Below are 20,222 nucleotides of genomic sequence, written 5' to 3' on the forward strand. Positions count from 1 at the left end.
CACAATAGGACAAGGCAAACTGTGAATTATGGTATACGGTATAAGTATAAATACAATTACTTATCATCTGCTCGTTTACTATTAAGGAATCTCCATCCGATGGATGTATTAGTATTTCCGCAATGAGCTTGGTGTACGATTATTCCACTTCTCGCTGATGACCTTATGGAACTGATTCAATAATCGTTCAATGACCTGGGTAGAGTTCGCAAGGATTCGTATGCTGAGGCCGGGCACCAGTCTGGAAATTCCAAATTTAACTGGATTGCAGGGGTTATGATCTCCTTGTTTTCCTCATCTAGTAGTTAGTCTAGATTGACATTCAAAATGTGTTCTTGCAAGGGAAGATCTTTATTCACTGCAGTATCGTCAACTTTTCAGATTCAAGTCTGGATCTTTCCGCAATTGGAAACATGGTATATGGCCCTGATTCTTTCATCGCTCGTTTATGTGTATGTAATCGGAGGCTTTCGAGTCGTTGTTGGGATTTGCTTCCTCAGTTTCATCTTAACGACTCCTATATTTTTTATAATGTTAGAGTTCCCATTACGGCACGTGCAGTTTTCTCATCTTTTGCCTATTTTGGATCATACGGCAGTTGAGTTCTTATCCGCCTCTAAAAAGATGACGTATAGTTTAACGGGATTTGAAACACTTTTTTTCTTTTATCCTTTTATAAAAAATGCTCCATGCTCGCAAAAGTGGGTGCATTATGGAGCGGCGTTCAGTACTTTTAGTTATTTAGTAATAATGATCGTTTCCCTTATGTACTTTACTAAGGCTCAATTAATTGAGTCGATTTGGCCGACATTAACTTTTTGGAAAATTGCTGATTTTCCTTTTCTTGAAAGATTTGAGTTTATGGGGATCTCCATTTGGCTGTTTAACGTACTTAATAGTGTTTGTTTGCTTATTTGGGCCGGCACGAGAGGACTGAAGCAGCTGTTTACCGTGAAGCAAAAAAATAGCCTTATTGTAGTACTCATCATGACAGCTGTGGTGGCTGTTCTCTTGAAAAACCGCGAGCAGATCGAGCAGCTAAATACAATAATTGGCTTCGTGAGTCTTTACGTCATTTATGCCTATATTCCATTTCTCTTCTTTTACCAAATGATTAAAAGTAAAATGAGGCCAACGTCATGAAAAAGTACCTCTTTTGGAGCATCTTTACGCTCATCTTGCTGTTCAATTATTCCATTGAAACAAAGATACTTGAAGATATCCAGCACGTTTCGGCCATTGGTTATGACTATGTGGACGGGGACCGGATGAAGGGAACAGCCGCCGCTCCTTTTTATCCTGCGAGGATAGATGTTAAGCCGCTCAATGCCTTCTTTACGGCGATCGGACATACCATTCTAGACATCTTACAAAAGCAGCAGATGGAGGCCTAAAGAAAGCTCGCCACGGGACGTTTGCAAAATTTTTTGATTAGTAAAGAGCTGGCAAAACACGGAGTCGCCGAGCTTGCTGATCCGCTTGGACGCTCTACCGATATTGGCAGAGATGTTTACATGGCGGTCGTCGTCGGCAGCGTAGAGGAGCTGTTAACTTTTGAGTATCCTAATGCGCCGACATCTGCTGAATATCTTTCCGATTTCATGGAGAGAAATCTGAAGGATATTATTCCTCAGCCAACTGTTCATGCTTTCCTGGATCAATATGAAGGGTTCAATCAAGATCCTTTTCTACCTATTATTGGAAAAAAAGACGATCATATTCAATATAAAGGTCTCGCTCTTTTTAAGGATGATCTCTACGTAGGAGAGCTTTCCAATAAGGACAGTTATATATTTACACTCTTTTACGAAAAGACTAAAACAGGCACATATGAAATAAGCTTCAAAAATAAAAAGTACATTGCTACTGAAAATATTCGATCCAAAGTGAAATATAAAGTGTCCGGCAGCCAAGACAATCCGCGGGTGTCGGTTCATGTCTCGGTGATAGGAGAGATTAAAGATGCTTCCAGCGTGTTGAAGAAAGGGAACACGATGAAAGAAGTGGAGCAGGAATGGAGTAAAGAGACGACGGAAAGAGCGGAAAAAATGATGAGGAAATTTCAGGAGCTAAAGATTGATCCGCTCGGAATCGGCGAAAAAGTCCGGAGCCATTTTCGGAACTTTGATAAAGAAGCATGGAAAGACCGCTACCCAACCGTTCCTGTTGAATTTTATATGAAAGTTCGTATTGTGAACACCGGCATCACCGAATAGAAAGTGACGTCAAAAAAGGGAGCGACCCAAAAGGATCTAAATTCGTCCCCTTGAGACGCTCCTCTTTTTCCCACCCTTTCAATTTAGTTCAAGTAATTGGACCATATTTTGCAGAAAAAGCAAGAAGAATATGTGCTCTAAATAAAGAGCCTAAACATAATATACTAGGCGGTATAACAATGAACGATTCCAAGGAAATGATTGTTCAAATTTACGAAGAAGTTCTTAGTTATCAGCGATATGCTTCAAAAACTTCTCTAAATAGGACGACTTTCTTCTATTATATACACTCTCCGAACACATCTGATTTCCACAAATGAATCGCATGGCGTTCTTTTTCAAAAACCTTTTGCAAATAAATTTCTATAGTGGATAGCTGCTCATGGCCCAGACTCTTCATAATCTGATAGACATTAACTCCATTTAAGTGAGAAATGATGGCGAAAGCATGCCTAAAGGTATGAGGACCAACGGAAGAAGAACGGAACTTCAAAAAGGGCAATCCACTCTCTTTTATGACTTTTGTTAAGAATTGAGACAAATAAGAGGGAGAGTAGGCACGGCCGGTATTGGTCGTAAAGAGAGGGTCGTCTCCTTCTGCTGCATCTATATCGTCGATGCCTCTAGCGGAACGGAACATTCGAATACTATTCATTCCTTTTTCAATGGTATTTGCCTTTTTTTACTCCCTTACCTAGGACCTCTAAAAAATACGTACTGGAAATGGAATCATATTGAAGATCCTTGACTCGGAGTCTTGTAAACTCTTCATTACGCATGCCTGTCATCGTTAGGATATGAATAATCGAAAAAACGATGGGGTGGTTAATTTCCCTGAAGTAATCAAGTAGCTGAATGACTTCCTTTGGTCCCCCAATCCCGTTGGGCCGATCATCTTTACGAACATTAAAGAAACCTTCATGAATAGGTTCCGTGATATAGCCTGCTTCGAACAGGAATTTCAAAAAACTCTTAATGATGGTTGTCTTTCTGGATAATGTGGCAACGGAATAAGCTCCTTTTGTTAAGACATAGGGGCTTTTTTCTGATACCATTCCTGATACCTTCGAATGTGCCGGCTAGATAAAGATTTAAAAAGGGAACCCTCCACAACTTTTTCCAAGTCTACATGGATTTCCACTGAATAAGTGGGTAATTGTTCAATAAATTGAATAAGTTCTAAGCTCTTAGGCTTGGAAGGTGCTGGCGGACTTTTCATGTAGCTGTTTTAAATGCTCTCGCCGGTGAAGAAACCACTGGAGCATGTCTACATCGCTAAAATCTGAAAAAGGATTTTGTCCATTCTTTTCTGTCATATATAATCGTTCTTGTAACGTGGGATTTAACTGTTTTTAATTAAGAGGTGACCTAGTTAATGGGGAAATCAGTAATGCTTGAAGAGTTTAACCCTAAGTAGGCCGTTTATATGCTGTTTTTTGATAATGTAGGGTTTTTTCTTATTTAGTAATGGGACAGATAATTGAAAAACAATTTAAAGAAAATCGGTAATGGTGAAGAGAGTGTGAGGATTTTCACTGAACTGGGCAATTTAGTTAAAAATGATACTTGATTGCACTTGCTAAAAGAACCCACGGAGTTTTAACATAGTTGAGAAAGGTATGGGGCAGTGCCCCATACTCTTACAAAATCAAGTGAACGTTTTACTTAAGGAGTGGTTATAATGGCACGTGTTTTATTTATTAATGGTGGATCAGAAGGACATATCAATCCAACTATTGGAGTTGTGCATGAGCTTATTTCGCGTGGAGAAGAGGTGGTGTACTTTACGATAGAAGCTTTTCGAGAGCGTATTGAGAACACCGGAGCTACTGTACGAACATTAGACGGTGAAAAATTTGTAAAAGCCTTTATCTCTGGTGGAAGAAATTATTTACTCGAAAGAATCAACGGTCTTTTGCATACAGCTGATGTCGTGATACCTAGTGTTCTAAAGCAAATCGAAGGAGAACATTTTGATTATATCATCCACGATTCCATGTTTGGTTGTGGATATTTACTTGCACAAATACTTAAACTTCCGGCAATTAATTCTTGTACATCTTTTGCGCAGACAAAAGCATCATTCGATAAAATGTTGGAACAACTTTCTAAAAAAATCCCTACAGAAAGAGTTAAACCTATAAACGATGAATTTCAAAGCCTGACGGCACTGGTGAAGGAAAAATATGATGTGGTGATCGATTCTCCTTACGAAGTTTTTTGCAATCCTGCACCACTTACAATCATTTATACAACTAGGGAGTTTCAACCTTTCGGAGAAGTATTCAACCAAACTTACAAATTTGTTGGTCCATCCATCTCCACACGATTAAAGCAAGAAAACTTCGACCTTACTTCAATCAAAGGAAAAAGCCCAATTTACATTTCACTGGGTACTGTCTATAACCAAGAAATTGATTTCTATAAACTATGTTTAAAGGCATTCGAGGCCACTGATCATACTGTCTTGATGTCTATCGGGAAAAATGCTCAAATATCTGACTTGGGGGAGATTCCTAGAAACTTCATTGTGAAAAATTATGTTCCACAAACTGAGGTGCTGAAATACACGAAATTATTTATCACTCATGGTGGAATGAACAGTACCAATGAGGGTCTCTACTACGGGGTTCCGCTAATTGTAATTCCGCAAAGTGCGGATCAGCCGATAATTGCCAAGCAAGTTGCCAATATAGGAGCAGGTATTCAATTACAAATGCAAAGTTTGACGGCAAATCAACTTAATGAAGCGGTAGATCATTTGTTAAACCACCCATCCTTCCATAAAGCTGTTTCAAATATTAGTGAATCCTTTCAAAAATCGGGTGGGTATCATCAAGCTGTCGATGAGATTTTCCAATTTAAAAGCCAATATGATATATAAATATAAAGATTTCTCAGCTGCCATTATTGGCGGCTTTTTTTAGTGGTTTCGGCAACTTCTGTTTTTAATTAAGTAATGGAACAGGAACTATTATAAACGCTAGATTGTGCTCACAACGATATGGATCAGAAAAAGAGAATTTGAGGTTCATTAATGAAAATCAGGGAGACTTTGTGAAAGTTTGGCCAAGTGCAGTTTAATCCCTTGTTTTTTGTGGGTAGCGGGGGGAAATCCGAATTGGTATTTATGAATGCAGCATTCGTCCAAGGAATTGCTTGCCAACTTCTTGTATGGTTCCGCAGTGGGCTGCCTGCATTAAAGACTCTTGAATACCATCCAATTAAGTAAAGATACAATAAACGGTTATCCAGTACCTGTCCTGGCAATGGAGGATTCGCCAGAGGAGTACGGGCTATCTCAGGGCTTATCATATCAGGAGAGGCAAAGGGCTTATAAAAGTCATGAATTTGGAAGTGAATCCGCGATATGGTTCAAGGATTAGAGAACAATTTGAAGAAGGATGGAATCATTAAGGCTGTGGGTATAAGGTAAAAACATAACACCTGGTTGAAGGCACGTGTCCAAATAATCCCACCTAATGAAATCACGGGAATGGGAGATGACCTTGGTTGAAGGGTATGACGGACAGGGAGACTGTTGCAACCAGGGAATGGTTGAAGAAAAGCAGGTTTATCCTGTAACGATTATAAAGGAAAGAATGGATCGGGGATTAATCCATTTTAGAGGCAGCTCTAAGGAAATGGGAATCTCCCAAAGTACCTTGTCCCGGTATAAATTGAAAGAGATTAGTTTAACAAACAGGATTTATTTTATGGCTTATAGAAAGTCATATCAAGGAGGGATATTTAGATGTCAAACCATGAAAACGAAGAAATGCTAACAGGAGGGAATGTCTCTAGGGTTTATCGTTCGGGAGATACTGTGCGACGAGAATTAAAGCCAGATAGTCCCAAAATTCATAAGCTATTAAAGCATTTGGAGAACAAAGGTTTCAGTTATGCCCCAAAGTTGTTAGGTATTGATGAAAAAGGAAGGGAGATATTATCATTTATTGAAGGAGAAGCTGGTAATTATCCTTTAAAAGAATACATGCGGTCTAATGATGTCTTAATAGAAATAGCGAAAATGCTTCGTCTTTATCATGATTCTGTCAGTGATTTTTCATTTGATGATAGCTGGGAATCGATAGATAACACCCCCCAACAATTTGAGGTACTATGCCATAATGATTTTGCGATATACAACATTATTTTTAAACATGAAAGACCAATAGGTATTATTGATTTCGATGTTGCTGGACCTGGTCCAAGACTTTGGGACATGGCTTATACTCTTTATAATTGCGTCCCCTTAAGTAGATTTTACCTTTCTGAAACAGGTGAGAGAGTTTATTATAATTCATTACAGCATGCTAACCGTATAAAACAAAGAGTTAGATTGTTTTTTGAATCTTACGGTGAAGGAATAGACGAAGATTATTTGGAAATGGTATGGCTACGATTAGAGGGGTTATGTAAAATAATTACAAAAAAAGCCAGTGAAGGTGACATTGCATTTCAAAAGATGATAGATGAAGGGCATCTTGAACATTACCAAAACGATATTAAATTCATTTGTGAACATGGAAAAGAGTGGATTTAAGGGTAGGCTTTTGTTGAACTCCCATGAAAATTAAAAAAGCACAAAAAGGGCGCGACAGTCGGTGGTACATCGTGGTCGCCGGAGTCAGACTAACGGATGAGCTCAAAGGCACATAGTTCGACGACCCTCTTCGCCAGCCATTAAAACAGTATCGATATAGATACCAATTTTCATTCTCTGTGGTGAAGCGCTGATTTTTGCGCTTCATGAACGGCTAACGGTGCATTCGTTGAAAATTGAGGGGTCTTTAAGGAAGCTTTTCTTTATGAAACTATAGGGCAAGATAATCAAATAAAAATATACATTTTAACCATAATTTGGTAAATTAGATAAGAGGAGAAGGGTGGGGAATCATGACAAAATATTTAGGGGTTATTTCGTTTGCTTTAATTATCTTGGTTATTTGTTTTTTTACTGCGAATATAACACAAGTAATTGATCCTGGAGTAACAACTTTTCGTGTATTAATGATATGTGGAATCATTATATCGTTCTCTTTTTCTTTTCTCAGTGAGAAAGGACTTTGGAGAAAATTAGCTTTAGGTCTTAGTATATTTGTTGGTTTCGTTTACTTTATTGCCATCGAATTAATGAGAATAGTATTCCAGGGTAATGGATTTTAAATTGGTTATTCAACTGGAAAGGTGCTTTACGTCAATAAGGAAGGTTGCTGCCGTATCCTTTTTTTATGGCACGAAAGGGGCAGGATAGTTGAAGAATGAATGTGGTTTTTTATGGTAAAATCAACTTGATTATCTTCATTAAGGAGTCTACCTGCAATATGAAATTAGATGATAAAAAGAAAAAGGTACAAATGAAATATAGAGAGAAAATAAGGGGAAAGAAAGAAGATAGAAATTACAGTAAAAAACTGCTTGTTATTGTTACTGTAATCATTATTATTCTAGTGGCATACTGGGCAAACTCCTTATAAAAACATATGTAATTCAAATTATAAGCAAAAGCGTGATGTATACGGATTGTGACGTGATTTCGATTTTATCAATCAATCTTATATTCAAATTTGCTTAGCGTACAATATTCGCGTTTTTTGTTCTGGGCCCCTGTTTGGGAAAGTTCTTGCGGAATAGATCATACCTGTACAGACCATAAAACGCTAAGAGAGAACATAAAAGTTCTCTTAGCGCTTTTTAATTAACTACTTATTTTACAGATTCTTTTACTCTTTACCTGGTTTGAAAGCTGGAATATGTTTTTTCCCAACTGTTACCATGGTGTTCCAATTACCACAAAAATAACCCAAGCGAGTCCAGGTCCGAGAGCAATAAAGCATACAGATGCAATTAAGAGTTTTCTGAAAAATTCATTTTGGTTCATACCTTGTGCATTTGCAAGCAACATAGCCCCATTTGTCGAGAAGGGACTTATATCCACAATGCTCGATGCAAACGAGATGGATGATATAACACCTATGGATGAAACATGTGGATCCTTGAGAATTGGAATGGCGAGCGGGATAATGGTTGCCAAAAAACCTGTTGTTGAGGCGAAAGATGAGATAATTCCCCCTACATATGATGCTGTAAGCGTTGCCATTATAGGATTATTCATGCCAGCTATAAGATGAGTCATATATTTTATAACACCGATTTGTTCTAGTACCCCTACATATGTTACAATCCCTGTTACCATAAGGATAATTGGCCATGGTATACTATGTAAGACACCTTCTTGTCTTTTTGGAGCAATCAAGGATAGTACCAATCCTACTCCGAACGCGGCAAAACCCATGTGCACATTGTAACCAAGTGCTAGAATGACTAGAAGAGCTATTTCAATAAGTGTGAATCCTTTATACCAAGTCAAACGTTCTTTTAAACTATCTTCTGAACTTTCTTCCTGATTTACATTTATATCGATTATTTCTGTTGCAGCCGCTGAATAATGTTTAACAGAATCTTTCCTAGAAAACTTACGAAGTCCGCTAAAAAGAATGAATACTATAATCGCAACGATTACACATAATATAAAGGTGTTTAAAAAAAGCAAGCCTGGTGAATGTGGGATATTTTAGGAATCTATCATACCGTTCACAACCACACCAAAAAGATGAAGTGGTGAGAAGCCACCCGCAGTCACCCCTATAAGGAGCATTAAGCCCATCATAAGAGGATTAATCTTGTATTGGAAAGCAATCCGTAACGCAATGGGAATTAAGATAGATGCAGCAGCAATTGCAGATGTACCGATGCTTGTCAAAAGAGCGCCCAGTGCGAACATAACCCATGGAATCAAGCCGGTGTTACCTCTAACCAAGAGGAGTCCCCATCTACTAATCAAGTCAATGGTTCCATTTTTTTGGAAACCTTAGATTGGCTACATTACATGGTTGAAGAGTACCTGCGAGTGCAATTCTATACTCATCCAAAAGTAACTAAGGATCTACCGCGGATTGAACAGGCAGTTGTTGAGGGGACGTTATCTGCCACGATGGCAGCGAAGGAATTGTTAAAAAATGTTGAATATTAAATGAACTCTTGAAAGCATTCTAAACGTTAGTCATTATGACGGTGTAAAAATTACAGTAGTTAGGAGTGGGAAAGGAAATAATTATTGGCCCAGGTTTAATGAAATCAAGCAATTAGAAATACTGGGACTTGCTAAAGAGGTTAATGACATATTATTTACACCACAATAAAAAAATCCAATAAGTTTCTTAATTAGTCTTTAGCTGCAAATTAATTACTAACCTGCTTCATTATGACAATAACAAAAAGGTTGCCATAGCAACCTTCATTTTTATACTCAATCTCCGTAAATAAGCAAGGTTATTTTTGTTGTCGTTATTCTTACCTGCCATCCAACAATCGCTTTTACAATTGACCTATCCATTTTCTAATAAGATAAGTAAATGGATAGGGACATAATTTAACTTCCACAAGAAACCATGGTTTTTACGATGTAATCTATCTCTGACTAATTAATAAGCGTTAAACATATTTTTAGGAACTTTAAATTCCTACTTATAAACTTTCATTGGTAGATAAGTCAAGGACTGTCCCGTAGCAGAAGCAGTTAAGTTTTTTTCTAATTCGAACCCTCCTACTGATTCGATACAAGAAAACTTTTGTAAGAATGCCTCTAATGCAATTTTCATTTCTAATCGTGCAAGAGGTGCACCTAAACAAAAATGCGGACCACTTCCAAAAGTCAGGTGCTTTTTATTGTTTGAACGATGAATGTCTATAGAGAAAGGATCACTATACATGTTTTCATCCATATTGGATGCACTCATCCAAGCAATGACTACGTCACCTTTTTTTAACTCAACACCTAATAGATTATTATCTTGTTTGACCGTACGATCCCTTCTTGAAATATGAAAACGATATCGAAGCATTTCTTCAACGGCTTTTGGGACTAATCCTATATCATTTCTTAGTGTTCCATATAATGACTTGTCATCATAAAGCAATGAATAGAACGTATTGGCTATTGCGTGACTAGTTGTTTCAAGACCTGCCCCTAAAAGTAACATAGTTGCCTGTACAATTTCCTCATCCGTAAATTTTTCCCCTTCTACTTCAGCTTGAATCAAATCAGAGATAATATCATCACAAAGGTTCGAACGTTTTTGAATTACAATAGGATAAAGGTATTCAAAGTATTCTTTCGCTGCCTTTTGTTTTTGGTGTTCAATGTATTCTAACCTTTCTTTGTCGTAAGGGTGGAATAAAATATCAACCCATTCTTTAAACTGACCTTGACCTTGTGCAGGTACACCAAATAAATCGGCTATTACTAGAGCAGGTAAAGGGGACGCCAAAGCTTCCACAATATTAATTGTAGAATTTTCTTGTATATTTTCTACAAGCTCTGTTGCAATCTGTTGAATACGAGGTTCCCACTCTTTTAAACTGCGGGGTGAGAAAGCTGCTGCCAATAAGGAACGAACCTTTCGATGATCAGGAGGATCAAGGAACGTAATCATTGTTATAGGTGAAGTGTTTTTTTGCTTTTTATTATCGCCCACAAAAAGACCGCTTCTAGGCCCTTGACTTGAAAAGACTTCATAATTGGTTAACACCTGTTTAACATCTTCATACTTAAAAACATTCCATGTATTCGTTTCTTCGTGAAAATAAACTGGATGATTGTGAAGCATTTCTTTATACCACTTTAAAGGGGAAAACTCTTCAGCACGTGTCTGGAAATTAGGGATTTCTGTAATTGCAATGACTTCTTTATTCACTAATATTCCTCCTTAAAAATAAAAATTGTATAAATCACTCTATAAATAATCATATTTGCAGTACATCACATTTCCCAGCCAGGATAAGGATAGAAGCGATTTACTGCAAACATGTTGACTAACATGGTCTAGATTGCTTCTTTTTTTATTCAGAAATTCACATGGTTTTTAATTTGTTCTTAAACTCTCTGGTGTTACCGTCTCAGCAGGATTGTTAGATTCTAATTCGGAAGCCTGTTTAACTTTCTTTATAAAGAAGGAAAGTAGTAATCCGATGATACCAATTCCATTGATGACAAGATAGGCGTCATTAACCCCCTGTATGGAAGTTTCTGTAACAAGCTAACCTGTAGTCAAGCCTTTAGCAGCTGCGGTAGGAATCATATCCTGCAGTTGTGATTTCGTACGGTCTGCTATCACTGTCAAAAGAAGTGAAGTACAGAAGGCACCGGCAACTTGACGAATCGTATTGCTTATTGCTGTTCCATGCGCATTTAACCGTTGTGGCAATGGATTTAAACCAGCAGGCTGTATAGGCATCATCATTAATTAAGGCCATTCAGAATGCGATGCCCTGTTGATATGAGAATCAAATAGGTATAACTAGTGGAGTCCGTCAGTTGATAAAACCATAATGAATAAAATAGATCCTTTTTTTATCGAATTGGGGGCTGTTTTAGTCTGATTAGGCAATTCTCTCTTATCTTAATGTAGACTTTTTTACAAAGTGTTGAATAATTCACACTATAAAAATTACCTTATTAAAGGGTAACTTGACAATAGATAATTTCCTAATAACTGTATATTATTTATCACTTCTTTCGATTTATGTTGATAAAATCGAAGATAATAGACAGAATTTAGATAGTTGTAAACCCCCAATTAATAGGAAAGGTAATTAGATAGACAGACAGACAGACAGACCAATCATTGCAGAACGTGTTTTCGTTGACTCCACACATGTAAGGCTAATGAGAATTGCACAAATTTGAAAAGAAAATCGTTTGGAAAGAAATCGATGCTTATCGAAAACATCTTCAAAATGAGATTAACCAGGAACACGAAAAAAAGCCATTCTTTCCAGAAAAGTTCACTAATGAAGAAGAGAAAGAAATGAAAGAAAGTACAACCGATCCAGAGAGTGGATACTACGTCAAAAACGAACGTACAAAACAGTTGGCCTATTCATTCCTTGCTGCCTCAGACGAAACGGTTTTGTAGTCGGCATGATTGTAACACCAGGTAACACACATGATAGTAATATCTTAGAGCCAATAGTGAAAAAGTGATTAGAAGAGTTGGAAAACCCCAAGCTGTTTCGCAGATACAGCTTATAAAACACCTGCGACTACGAGATACTTATTTGTACTGGAGATAACACCTGCCTTACAATACACGACCATTCAAAAAGAAGGATTCTTTTAAACATGAATATGTTTACGAAAGAATCCTTTGACTGTTATCTTTGCCGGGCAGGTGAATCGTGAGTACAAGTCACCAAAACATATCTGCGCAACGTGCCCTTTTTATTAGCACAATGTACGGATAGTAAAGATCATCGATAAGTAGTTACACGTCCCATTTGGCAAAAATACGTGGAAGTAGCAGATCATCTGCGCCATCACGAAGATAAAAAGCCAATTTATGCAAAACGCAAAGAACAATTGAGCGAGTATTCGCAGATGGAAAAGAAAAGCATGGCATGCGTTGGACAACGTTAAGGGGACTTAGAAAATTGTTGATGCAGGCGATGCTTACTTTCGCTGCAATGAATGTAAAGAAGAGTGCCAACTGGACTTGCGAGGGCCAGAAAAGGTCTAAATAATGGAGAGGTCAGCTATTTTCTATAACAGCTTCAAATCCAATAAAAAATCAAAAAGGTTTCGGAATGAGAACATTCCGAAACCTTTTGGTCTACAAACTGACACGGGGTTAAACTACCTCGTGTAAAATTACTTCTGTTTCTCTAACGCTAATTTCAACCCTTTTTGATAATATTGCGTCATCATTTCTTCAGGAACCATGCTTCCACCAGTCCCCCAAATAATATGTGTAGCTTCACTCATCTTTTCCGTTAAACTATGCTTTTGTAAATAATTGATGCCCTCTTTACATAATTTACTTGGTCCTATCATGCCTGCTAGTGCAGAAGGTTCTAAATGGATCCCCTCTGTATCGACTAGTTCTTTTAGCAACTTATACAACTGTTCATCGCTAACCGTATAATTGCCACTTAAAAAAGGTTCCATAGTTTTACCCACAAACCCTGATGGCTTTCCTACAGCAAGTCCATCCGCGTCTGTTACATTATCGATACCAACATCTTGTACAGAAACTTTATCATGAAGTCCAGTCATTAAACCGAGTAACATACATGGTGAGTGGGTAGGTTCTGCAAAGAAACAGTGAATATGGTCTTGGTACAATAATTTCAAACCAAAAGCTACGCCTCCAGGGCCACCACCTACTCCACATGGAAGGTAAACGAACAAAGGATGATTTTCATCTATTATTATCTCTAGCTCTTCTAATTGTTTTTTCAATCGAGATGCAGCCACTGCATATCCTAAAAATAGGTCGTGAGAATTTTCATCATCCACAAAATAACATGTTGGATCACTATCTGCTTGGATTCGGCCTTCCTCTACAGCTTTACTATAATCAGCTTCATATTCAATAACTTTGACATTTTTGCTTCTAAGCAAGTCTTTTTTCCACTGTTTTGCATCAGCTGACATATGAACAGAAACATTAAAACCTAACTTTGCACTGATGATGCCAATACTAAGTCCTAAGTTTCCAGTCGAGCCTACCGCGATTGAATATTTTGAGAAAAGGGTCCGGAATCTATCACTATCTAAAATCGAATAATCATCTTGGATTGTTAACAATTGATGTTGAAAAGCTAATTCTTCTGCATGTTTGAGAATTTCATAAATCCCGCCTCTTGCTTTAATAGATCCTGATATAGGAAGGTGACTATCACATTTTAGTAATAATTCTCCTGATATAGGTTGTTGATAATCTTGTTCTAAGGATTGTTTCATGGCAGGAATTCTCACTAAAGGAGATTCTATGATACCGTTCGTTCCTTTTGTTTCAGGGAAAACCTTGGCGATATATGGAGCAAAACGCTTCAACCTTTCCTCTGCATCTTTTACATCTTCTTGAGTAAGGGAGGATTTTTTTTTTCCCGTTTGATATTTTTCGACATTTGGATTCAGCCAAAATACTTCATCCATCGAAATGAGCTTGTTTAGTAAAGGATATTGGTCTTTCCATGTTTGTATTTCTTTGCTTTCAATCTCTTTCATTTGCTTGATCCTCCTCATTTTCTTGTAACAAGTTGTTTTGTAAATTATAATTAAATAAAATTTAATACAGTTTAACACATAATCATCTTTGTGTTAATTTATATTTACCTTATTTAAATGAAATTTAACAACTTGTTAAGGAGTATTGATTATGGAAAATATAGATATTGGTAAGAAAGTTGAAAAATATAGAAAAGCTAAAGGATTGAGTAGTAGAGAGTTGGCAAAATTAGCTGAAATTACACCTTCAATGTTAAGCCAAATTGAACGAGGTTTGGCGAATCCTTCTATTCAAACCCTAAAGGTTTTAGCTAAAACCCTGAATGTTCCAACTTTTAGTTTTTTACTTGAAGAAATAAATACGGAAGACTTGATCGTTAGATCCGGTAAACGTAAGAAAATGATCATTGATAATTTGTCTTATGAGTTATTGTCACCTGATTTTACGGGTAATTTAGCAACAGCGATTATGAAAGTTCCTTCCAATATTTCTTCGTCAGAAAATCTTCTAGAACATAAAGGAGAGGAAGTAGCATTTATTTTGGAAGGGAAAATTAAGCTGTATTTAGGCGAAGAAGAATATCTTTTAGAAGCTGGTGATAGTGTGAAAATACCAGCAAATTTGAAACATAAATGGGAAAATAATTTTAGTCAAAATGCTGTTGTATTATTTTCAGTTATCCCACCTGCGTTTTAATGTGAAAAATGTCGAGTGTAATATTTTAACAAACAGACGCGATTATTGAAGAAGATTCGCTTTTCTTAATGAACTCCCATGAAAATTAAAAAAGCACAAAATCTAGAAAAACCACAGCAACAACAAAATAGACCCAATAAAAAGGCTGAGCCTTATGAGCGATATGATTGAGTTTGGTAAATCGTTAAACAAAAAACTCCATTTATAGCAAATTAAGTAGAGGCTAGGGCGACGACCAAAAATGGATTAATCTCCCATGAGTGCTGCCCTTAAAGGGAGCGACAGTCGATGGTAACGTTGGATCGTTGGAGGCAGACTAACGGATGCTTCGCCAGCCATTAAAACATTATCGACATAGAGATCAATTTTCATTCTGTGGTGAAGCGCTGATTTTTGCGCTTCATGAATGGCTAACGGGGGCGTTTGTTCTTTAAGAAAAAGTAAAAAAAGTCGATTTCTTAACGTAGTGGTGAACTGACCCCAATTGTTAGTTGTGTCTAACAATTGGGGTGCAGTTCATGGAGATCGACTTTTTAAGTTGAAAATTCTCTTAACGTATAAAAATTCTGAAATAGGTAATATAGCATTGTCGCTGCCATTCATAAAAGTATACTTTTACGAATGGGGTATTTTTGATTAAAAACACCTGTTTTGAGTGTTTGTAAAACCACAAAAATCATTTTCGAACGTTCGCTTATTTTTAATATATTTTTTCGAACGAGAAAACAGCTACTGATGTTTTATTTCGTTTTTCTTCCTAAAATATCCGCAAATACCCCGATTACAGCGGATTATCCCTGATTAAATGACCTTACTGGCATGTAAGCACCAGATGAAAACGCTTCCTTTCACTATCTCGGCCTTTTCCTTATGAATGTCCTCTCTTCCCTTGAATCTAAATCTCAGCATGTTACGATAAAAAGGTTGAAAAATACGAACGGAATTACGAACAATGAACTTTTAGGGGGGCATAATGTTGAGAGATAAAATTGTTGCATTTTTAGGAGCCGGTTCGATGGCAGAGTCGATGATTTCAGGAATTGTGCAGGTTGGGAGCATACCAGCAGAGAGAATTTATGTGACAAATCGCAGCAATCAATTACGACTAGAGGAAATGAATCACGTGTATGGAGTTCATGCGGTCCATCAGGATGCATTGCCATATGAAGAAGTTGATTTCTTTATTTTGGCAATGAAGCCCCAGGGAGCAGCAGATGCTCTCGATGCACTCAAAGATAAAGTAAGAGTGGATCAAGTTGTGATTTCTGTATTACCGGGCATTTCCACTGAATTTATGGAAAATCATCTACAGCTTGGACAGCAGGTTGTGCGGTTGATGCCGAATACGTCGAGCATGATCCGGGAGTCGGCAACTGCGTTATGTCCGGGAAGACATACAGGGATGGACAATGTGATAGCAGTGAAAGAACTGCTTGGCTGTATGGGAAAAGTGTTCTTAATTGAGGAAGAGCAAATGGATATTTTTACAGGAATTGCAGGAAGCGGACCTGCATACTTCTATTATTTAATGGAGCATATGGAACACGCTGGCGTTGAAAAGGGTATGGATGAAGCGATGGTCCGTGAGATTGTCGCCCAAACGATTTTAGGCGCAGCCAAGATGATTTTGGTGAACGACGAAGCACCGGCAAGTCTCAGAGAGAAGGTCACTTCACCAAATGGAACGACAGCATCCGGACTTGCTGCTTTACGGAAAAATAATGGCGGCAGAGCCATTTCACAGGCGATTCATCAAGCGGCGAAACGTTCGAAAGAGCTGAATGAAGAGATGGCAGTAGCATTGGTGACGTCTTAATCAGAGTTTAAGAATGTAGGTTTAAAAGAGAAAAATCAGGAGGGATAGGATGTTCAAAGAAAAGAAACAGATAAAGAGAGTTGTTATTAAGATTGGAAGCAGTTCACTGACCAGCATGCATGGTGAGCTCAGCCGCAGAAAACTTGAGAAGCTGGCGGATCAGATTGTAGTGCTAAAGGATGCCGGATATGAAACGGTTTTAGTTTCCTCTGGAGCAGTAGCAGCGGGCTATCGTAAGTTAGGGTGCATCAAGCGTCCATCTGCCTTACCTGAAAAGCAGGCAGCAGCTTCCATCGGACAGGGTCTATTAATGGAATCTTACTCAGAACTCTTTTTATCTCACGGATACGTCGCTTCACAGCTGTTAATTACAAGAAGTGATTTTTCCGATGAAACACGCTATGGCAATATGAAAAATACGATGAATGTCTTATTGGAACGCGGAATTATTCCGATTGTAAATGAAAATGATACAGTCACAGTCGATCGATTGAAATTTGGAGACAATGATACGCTGTCTGCTAAGGTGGCCGCGCTGATTGGTGCTGATTTCCTGATTATTTTATCTGATATTGATGGACTTTTTAATGACAATCCGAACAATAATCCAGATGCGAAATTGCTTAAAAAAGTAGATACCATCACACCTGAAATTGAAGCAGCAGCTGGGGGAACAGGAAGCCCAGTCGGTACAGGCGGCATGAAATCAAAAATTGCAGCCTTTAAAATCGCGATGGCATCCGGCATTCAGTCCTTTTTAGGGAAATCAAGCACAAGGGATATCCTGATGGATGCAGTGAAGGGCACTGCGAGAGGTACGTATTTTGAGCCGAAACCGAATGCCTTTAACCTTGATAAGAAAAAGCAATGGATTGCGTTTCATTCAGGTCCTGAGGGCAAAATCATCATTTCTCAAAAAGCGAAAACAGCCATAATTGATCAGCAGAGAAATATATATCCAATCGATATTCAAGAAGTGAACGGAAGATTTAACGATGGGGCCGTTGTGACCATCCTTGACGAAGAGGGAGAAGAATTCGGTCTCGGCAGAATCAACTTTTCAACTGAACAGCTGACACAAGAAATTAAAAACGAAACGGCGGCAGCTATTGATCAAGAGACGTTTGTATGTTCTCTCGATTTCTCAATGAAGGTGCCAAGCTAAAAACTTACAGGAGGGGTTTTGATGAGTGTTGCATCGCTTAAACCAATGACGGTGGAAGAACAGGCAATCTCAGCGAAAAAAGCAGCGAAAATATTAAGCATGCTGACAACTGAGGAAAAAAATGATGCACTTAGAATTGTAGCGAATGAATTAGAAAAAGAATATGGAATCATTTTGGACGCAAATAAAAAAGACTTGAAAAAAGGAAGAGAAAAAGGGTTTGACCAGGCGTATATGGATCGTCTTGCACTAACTCAAGAAAGAGTCAGTGACTTTGCAGAGGGACTGCGCCAGGTTGCTGGTCTTCCGGATCCAACGGGTGATGTTCTTTCCGACTGGACGCTTGAAAATGGTTTGAAAGTGCAAGAGGTACGCGTTCCCCTTGGTGTCATTGGAATGATTTACGAAGCACGTCCAAATGTAACGGCAGATGCGGCAGGACTTGCATTGAAATCAGGTAATGCAATTGTGCTGAAAGGAGGATCATCCGCGCTTTCATCCAACAAAATGATTGTTGAAGTGATGCACCGCGCCCTTGAAAAAACAAAGATACCTAAAGAAGCCGTGCAATTCATTGCTTCAACAGACCGTGCGACAACTCAGAAGTTATTTACCATGAAGGAGCATATCGACGTTTTGATTCCTAGAGGCGGTGCTTCTTTAATCAAGGCGGTTGTAGAAAATGCGACGGTTCCGGTCCTTGAAACAGGTGTAGGAAATTGCCACATCTATTTTGATAAAGAAGCTGAGACAGAAAAAGCTTTAAACATAATTATCAATGCCAAGACAGATCGTCCTGCTGTATGCAATGCAGCGGAAACACTTATCGTTCATAAAGATTGGCTGAGTGAAAATAAAGAAATCCTTGCAGAAACGTTAAAGGAATATGGCATTACGATTCACGGTGATCAAGAAGCAGCTGCAGTCTTGCTCAATGTAATCCCTGCCAACGAAGAAGATTGGGCCAACGAATATTTAAGCTTAGATCTTGCAGTTAAAACGGTCAACAGTCTAGATGAAGCCATTGAGCATATTGATCAGTACGGCACAAAGCATTCAGAGGCTATCATTACAGAAAATGATGATACGGCTAAGCGATTCATGCAATTAGTGGATGCAGCCGCAGTATACCACAATGCTTCCACTAGATTTACAGATGGAGGAGCACTCGGCTTTGGGGCAGAAATCGGCATCTCAACCCAAAAGCTTCACGCGCGCGGACCGATGGGATTGCCTGCACTGACAACGATTAAATATATGATGAGTGGGAATGGGCAGATTAGGTAAGAAGTCTATTTTCAACAGGACCGATCATCCTTTTTAGTAAGGGTGGTCTTTTTTTGCGGAAATCAGAAAAAAATTCGCAAAAATCCTTTGCTTAAAGGCATAACAGCATCCTTATTTTGAACATTGAGCACGTTTTAGCCGATGCGGGATATGCTTTTAAAGCTGTTTATAGATGAACAAAAACAATACCGTGAAGATTTGTTGCAATGGTGTGATATCTTATTTATTTTCACTGGGAAAATATAAAACCGAGGTTTTCAAAACTCTTTTACATAAAAAGTTTAGAGGAATGGAAAAAGTCAAATCGCGAATTAAAAGGAAAATTACAGATAGATTTAAAAGTGGATTTCGATGACTATCAGATAGCTAAAAGCCTATATGAGCAGTCGGAACTGCTACACGAAGAATCACAGGGGTATCAAGAAAAAGAAGGTGAATCTGGTGTGAGAAAGATACCTGGGGGTTACCCGCTGATTCTGATAGGGGAATAGTAATTGATAAAGAATGGATTGAACTCATTCAAATGGTTATTAATTTGGAAATACCGATACAAGAAATAAAAAATTTTGTATCAGACTATAAACGGCAGTAAGTTGATAAAAAAGGGTACCGCGTCCCCAAAAAACGATAAACTGAGCTTATAAGTTACAAGAAAAGTCCAAAATTTCGTACTGGGGATCCTACAAAACTTTAACTTGATGGCAATGTGACGCTACCCTTATAAAAAAATTAAGACAAAATATTCCAAAAATTACCTCGTTAGAATATAAAATGAATACATAATTTAGCAGTTAAGCATTTATAATCAAAAAATAATTCCACTTGTTAAAAATAGATTTTTAAAAGGGAATTCATTATTTTTGTTGAACATGAATATTGTAGGCCAATTTACCGTTTGATGATTTTTATTGTAACCGATTACATCGAGGTGATTAACATATTTATCTTGTTCATGGTAATGGATTGTA

17 protein-coding genes and 3 pseudogenes are annotated in these 20,222 nt (G+C 37.9%); 13 read left to right on the forward strand and 7 right to left on the reverse strand.

Going from position 1 to position 20,222, the window contains the following annotated elements:
* Window positions 1–327: 327 nt before the first annotated feature.
* The 3 genes and pseudogenes from N9I19_RS18505 to N9I19_RS18515 all read left to right on the forward strand — a co-directional run.
* Window positions 328–1,143: a GerAB/ArcD/ProY family transporter gene (locus N9I19_RS18505; protein WP_317778654.1), complete on the forward strand. Its 816-nt coding sequence runs from the start codon at window positions 328–330 to the stop codon at window positions 1,141–1,143.
* Window positions 1,140–1,394, forward strand: coding sequence for a Ger(x)C family spore germination protein (locus N9I19_RS18510; protein WP_317778630.1), 255 nt, complete (start codon window positions 1,140–1,142; stop codon window positions 1,392–1,394). Before N9I19_RS18505 ends, N9I19_RS18510 begins: the two co-directional genes overlap by 4 nt.
* Before the next feature lie 12 nt (window positions 1,395–1,406).
* Window positions 1,407–2,216, forward strand: a pseudogene (locus N9I19_RS18515) (Ger(x)C family spore germination protein); the annotation flags it as partial.
* A 280-nt stretch (window positions 2,217–2,496) separates the two neighbouring features.
* On the opposite strand, the gene N9I19_RS18520 reads toward N9I19_RS18515, so the two are convergent.
* On the reverse strand, window positions 2,497–2,871 hold the full coding sequence (locus N9I19_RS18520; protein WP_317778631.1) for a tyrosine-type recombinase/integrase: 375 nt from the start codon (window positions 2,869–2,871) through the stop codon (window positions 2,497–2,499).
* A gap of 7 nt (window positions 2,872–2,878) precedes the next feature.
* The gene (locus tag N9I19_RS18525) at window positions 2,879–3,271 is read right to left on the reverse strand and encodes a hypothetical protein (RefSeq protein ID WP_317778632.1); all 393 of its coding nucleotides are present in this window, start codon (window positions 3,269–3,271) and stop codon (window positions 2,879–2,881) included.
* A 626-nt stretch (window positions 3,272–3,897) separates the two neighbouring features.
* On the opposite strand from N9I19_RS18525, the gene N9I19_RS18530 reads away from it, so the two are divergent.
* The 4 genes from N9I19_RS18530 (at window position 3,898) to N9I19_RS18545 (ending at window position 7,696) form a co-directional block, all read left to right on the forward strand.
* Window positions 3,898–5,100 carry a macrolide family glycosyltransferase gene (locus tag N9I19_RS18530; RefSeq protein WP_317778633.1) on the forward strand — a complete coding sequence of 401 codons (1,203 nt, stop codon included), beginning with the start codon at window positions 3,898–3,900 and terminating at the stop codon, window positions 5,098–5,100.
* 870 nt (window positions 5,101–5,970) lie between these two features.
* Complete coding sequence (locus N9I19_RS18535; protein WP_317778634.1) at window positions 5,971–6,762, forward strand: phosphotransferase; 792 nt, start codon at window positions 5,971–5,973, stop codon at window positions 6,760–6,762.
* 353 nt (window positions 6,763–7,115) lie between these two features.
* Entirely contained in the window at window positions 7,116–7,385 is a 270-nt protein-coding gene (locus tag N9I19_RS18540) for a hypothetical protein (protein WP_317778635.1), read from the forward strand.
* 95 nt (window positions 7,386–7,480) lie between these two features.
* Window positions 7,481–7,696, forward strand: a complete 216-nt coding sequence (locus tag N9I19_RS18545) for a hypothetical protein (RefSeq protein ID WP_317778636.1) — start codon at window positions 7,481–7,483, stop codon at window positions 7,694–7,696.
* Between the two features lie 293 nt (window positions 7,697–7,989).
* On the opposite strand, the gene N9I19_RS18550 is transcribed toward N9I19_RS18545, so the two are convergent.
* Both N9I19_RS18550 and N9I19_RS18555 read right to left on the reverse strand, forming a co-directional pair.
* A complete protein-coding gene (locus N9I19_RS18550) occupies window positions 7,990–8,772 on the reverse strand; it encodes an SLC13 family permease (protein WP_317778637.1) in 783 nt (260 codons plus the stop codon).
* A gap of 21 nt (window positions 8,773–8,793) precedes the next feature.
* Window positions 8,794–9,072 (reverse strand): annotated as a pseudogene (locus N9I19_RS18555) (transporter permease); the annotation flags it as partial.
* Window positions 9,073–9,129: 57 nt separating this feature from the next.
* Between N9I19_RS18555 and N9I19_RS18560 the strand changes: the two are divergent.
* Complete coding sequence (locus N9I19_RS18560; protein ID WP_317778638.1) at window positions 9,130–9,252, forward strand: hypothetical protein; 123 nt, start codon at window positions 9,130–9,132, stop codon at window positions 9,250–9,252.
* Window positions 9,253–9,742: 490 nt separating this feature from the next.
* Here the strand turns inward: N9I19_RS18560 and N9I19_RS18565 are convergent, their stop codons facing one another.
* A complete protein-coding gene (locus tag N9I19_RS18565) occupies window positions 9,743–10,975 on the reverse strand; it encodes a cytochrome P450 (RefSeq protein WP_317778639.1) in 1,233 nt (410 codons plus the stop codon).
* A gap of 342 nt (window positions 10,976–11,317) precedes the next feature.
* Window positions 11,318–11,521, reverse strand: coding sequence for a hypothetical protein (locus N9I19_RS18570; protein WP_317778640.1), 204 nt, complete (start codon window positions 11,519–11,521; stop codon window positions 11,318–11,320).
* A gap of 386 nt (window positions 11,522–11,907) precedes the next feature.
* On the opposite strand from N9I19_RS18570, the pseudogene N9I19_RS25295 reads away from it, so the two are divergent.
* Window positions 11,908–12,800, forward strand: a pseudogene (locus N9I19_RS25295) (transposase); the annotation flags it as partial.
* 127 nt (window positions 12,801–12,927) lie between these two features.
* Here N9I19_RS25295 and dsdA read toward each other — a convergent pair.
* Complete coding sequence (dsdA, locus tag N9I19_RS18585; RefSeq protein WP_317778643.1) at window positions 12,928–14,289, reverse strand: D-serine ammonia-lyase; 1,362 nt, start codon at window positions 14,287–14,289, stop codon at window positions 12,928–12,930.
* 151 nt (window positions 14,290–14,440) lie between these two features.
* Here dsdA and N9I19_RS18590 point away from each other — a divergent pair, with 151 nt between their 5' ends.
* The 4 genes from N9I19_RS18590 to N9I19_RS18605 all read left to right on the forward strand — a co-directional run bounded on the left by N9I19_RS18590 (window position 14,441) and on the right by N9I19_RS18605 (window position 19,254).
* Complete coding sequence (locus N9I19_RS18590) at window positions 14,441–14,986, forward strand: helix-turn-helix domain-containing protein (RefSeq protein ID WP_317778644.1); 546 nt, start codon at window positions 14,441–14,443, stop codon at window positions 14,984–14,986.
* 973 nt (window positions 14,987–15,959) lie between these two features.
* Window positions 15,960–16,802: a pyrroline-5-carboxylate reductase gene (gene proC, locus N9I19_RS18595; RefSeq protein WP_317778645.1), complete on the forward strand. Its 843-nt coding sequence runs from the start codon at window positions 15,960–15,962 to the stop codon at window positions 16,800–16,802.
* 49 nt (window positions 16,803–16,851) lie between these two features.
* Complete coding sequence (gene proB / locus N9I19_RS18600) at window positions 16,852–17,967, forward strand: glutamate 5-kinase (RefSeq protein WP_317778646.1); 1,116 nt, start codon at window positions 16,852–16,854, stop codon at window positions 17,965–17,967.
* Between the two features lie 18 nt (window positions 17,968–17,985).
* Window positions 17,986–19,254, forward strand: coding sequence for a glutamate-5-semialdehyde dehydrogenase (locus tag N9I19_RS18605; protein WP_317778647.1), 1,269 nt, complete (start codon window positions 17,986–17,988; stop codon window positions 19,252–19,254).
* Window positions 19,255–20,222 lie beyond the last annotated feature (968 nt).

The organism is Peribacillus sp. CSMR9 (genome assembly GCF_033141925.1).
Classification (GTDB): domain Bacteria; phylum Bacillota; class Bacilli; order Bacillales; family DSM-1321; genus Peribacillus; species Peribacillus simplex_A.

Coding starts and splice junctions, on each gene's coding strand:
- N9I19_RS18505 (WP_317778654.1), top strand. CDS start 328: ATGTGTTCTTGCAAGGGAAGATCTTTATTCACTGCAGTATCGTCAACT.
- N9I19_RS18510 (WP_317778630.1), top strand. CDS start 1,140: ATGAAAAAGTACCTCTTTTGGAGCATCTTTACGCTCATCTTGCTGTTC.
- N9I19_RS18520 (WP_317778631.1), bottom strand. CDS start 2,871: ATGAATAGTATTCGAATGTTCCGTTCCGCTAGAGGCATCGACGATATA.
- N9I19_RS18525 (WP_317778632.1), bottom strand. CDS start 3,271: ATGGTATCAGAAAAAAGCCCCTATGTCTTAACAAAAGGAGCTTATTCC.
- N9I19_RS18530 (WP_317778633.1), top strand. CDS start 3,898: ATGGCACGTGTTTTATTTATTAATGGTGGATCAGAAGGACATATCAAT.
- N9I19_RS18535 (WP_317778634.1), top strand. CDS start 5,971: ATGTCAAACCATGAAAACGAAGAAATGCTAACAGGAGGGAATGTCTCT.
- N9I19_RS18540 (WP_317778635.1), top strand. CDS start 7,116: ATGACAAAATATTTAGGGGTTATTTCGTTTGCTTTAATTATCTTGGTT.
- N9I19_RS18545 (WP_317778636.1), top strand. CDS start 7,481: ATGAATGTGGTTTTTTATGGTAAAATCAACTTGATTATCTTCATTAAG.
- N9I19_RS18570 (WP_317778640.1), bottom strand. CDS start 11,521: ATGATGATGCCTATACAGCCTGCTGGTTTAAATCCATTGCCACAACGG.
- dsdA (WP_317778643.1), bottom strand. CDS start 14,289: ATGAAAGAGATTGAAAGCAAAGAAATACAAACATGGAAAGACCAATAT.
- N9I19_RS18590 (WP_317778644.1), top strand. CDS start 14,441: ATGGAAAATATAGATATTGGTAAGAAAGTTGAAAAATATAGAAAAGCT.
- proC (WP_317778645.1), top strand. CDS start 15,960: ATGTTGAGAGATAAAATTGTTGCATTTTTAGGAGCCGGTTCGATGGCA.
- proB (WP_317778646.1), top strand. CDS start 16,852: ATGTTCAAAGAAAAGAAACAGATAAAGAGAGTTGTTATTAAGATTGGA.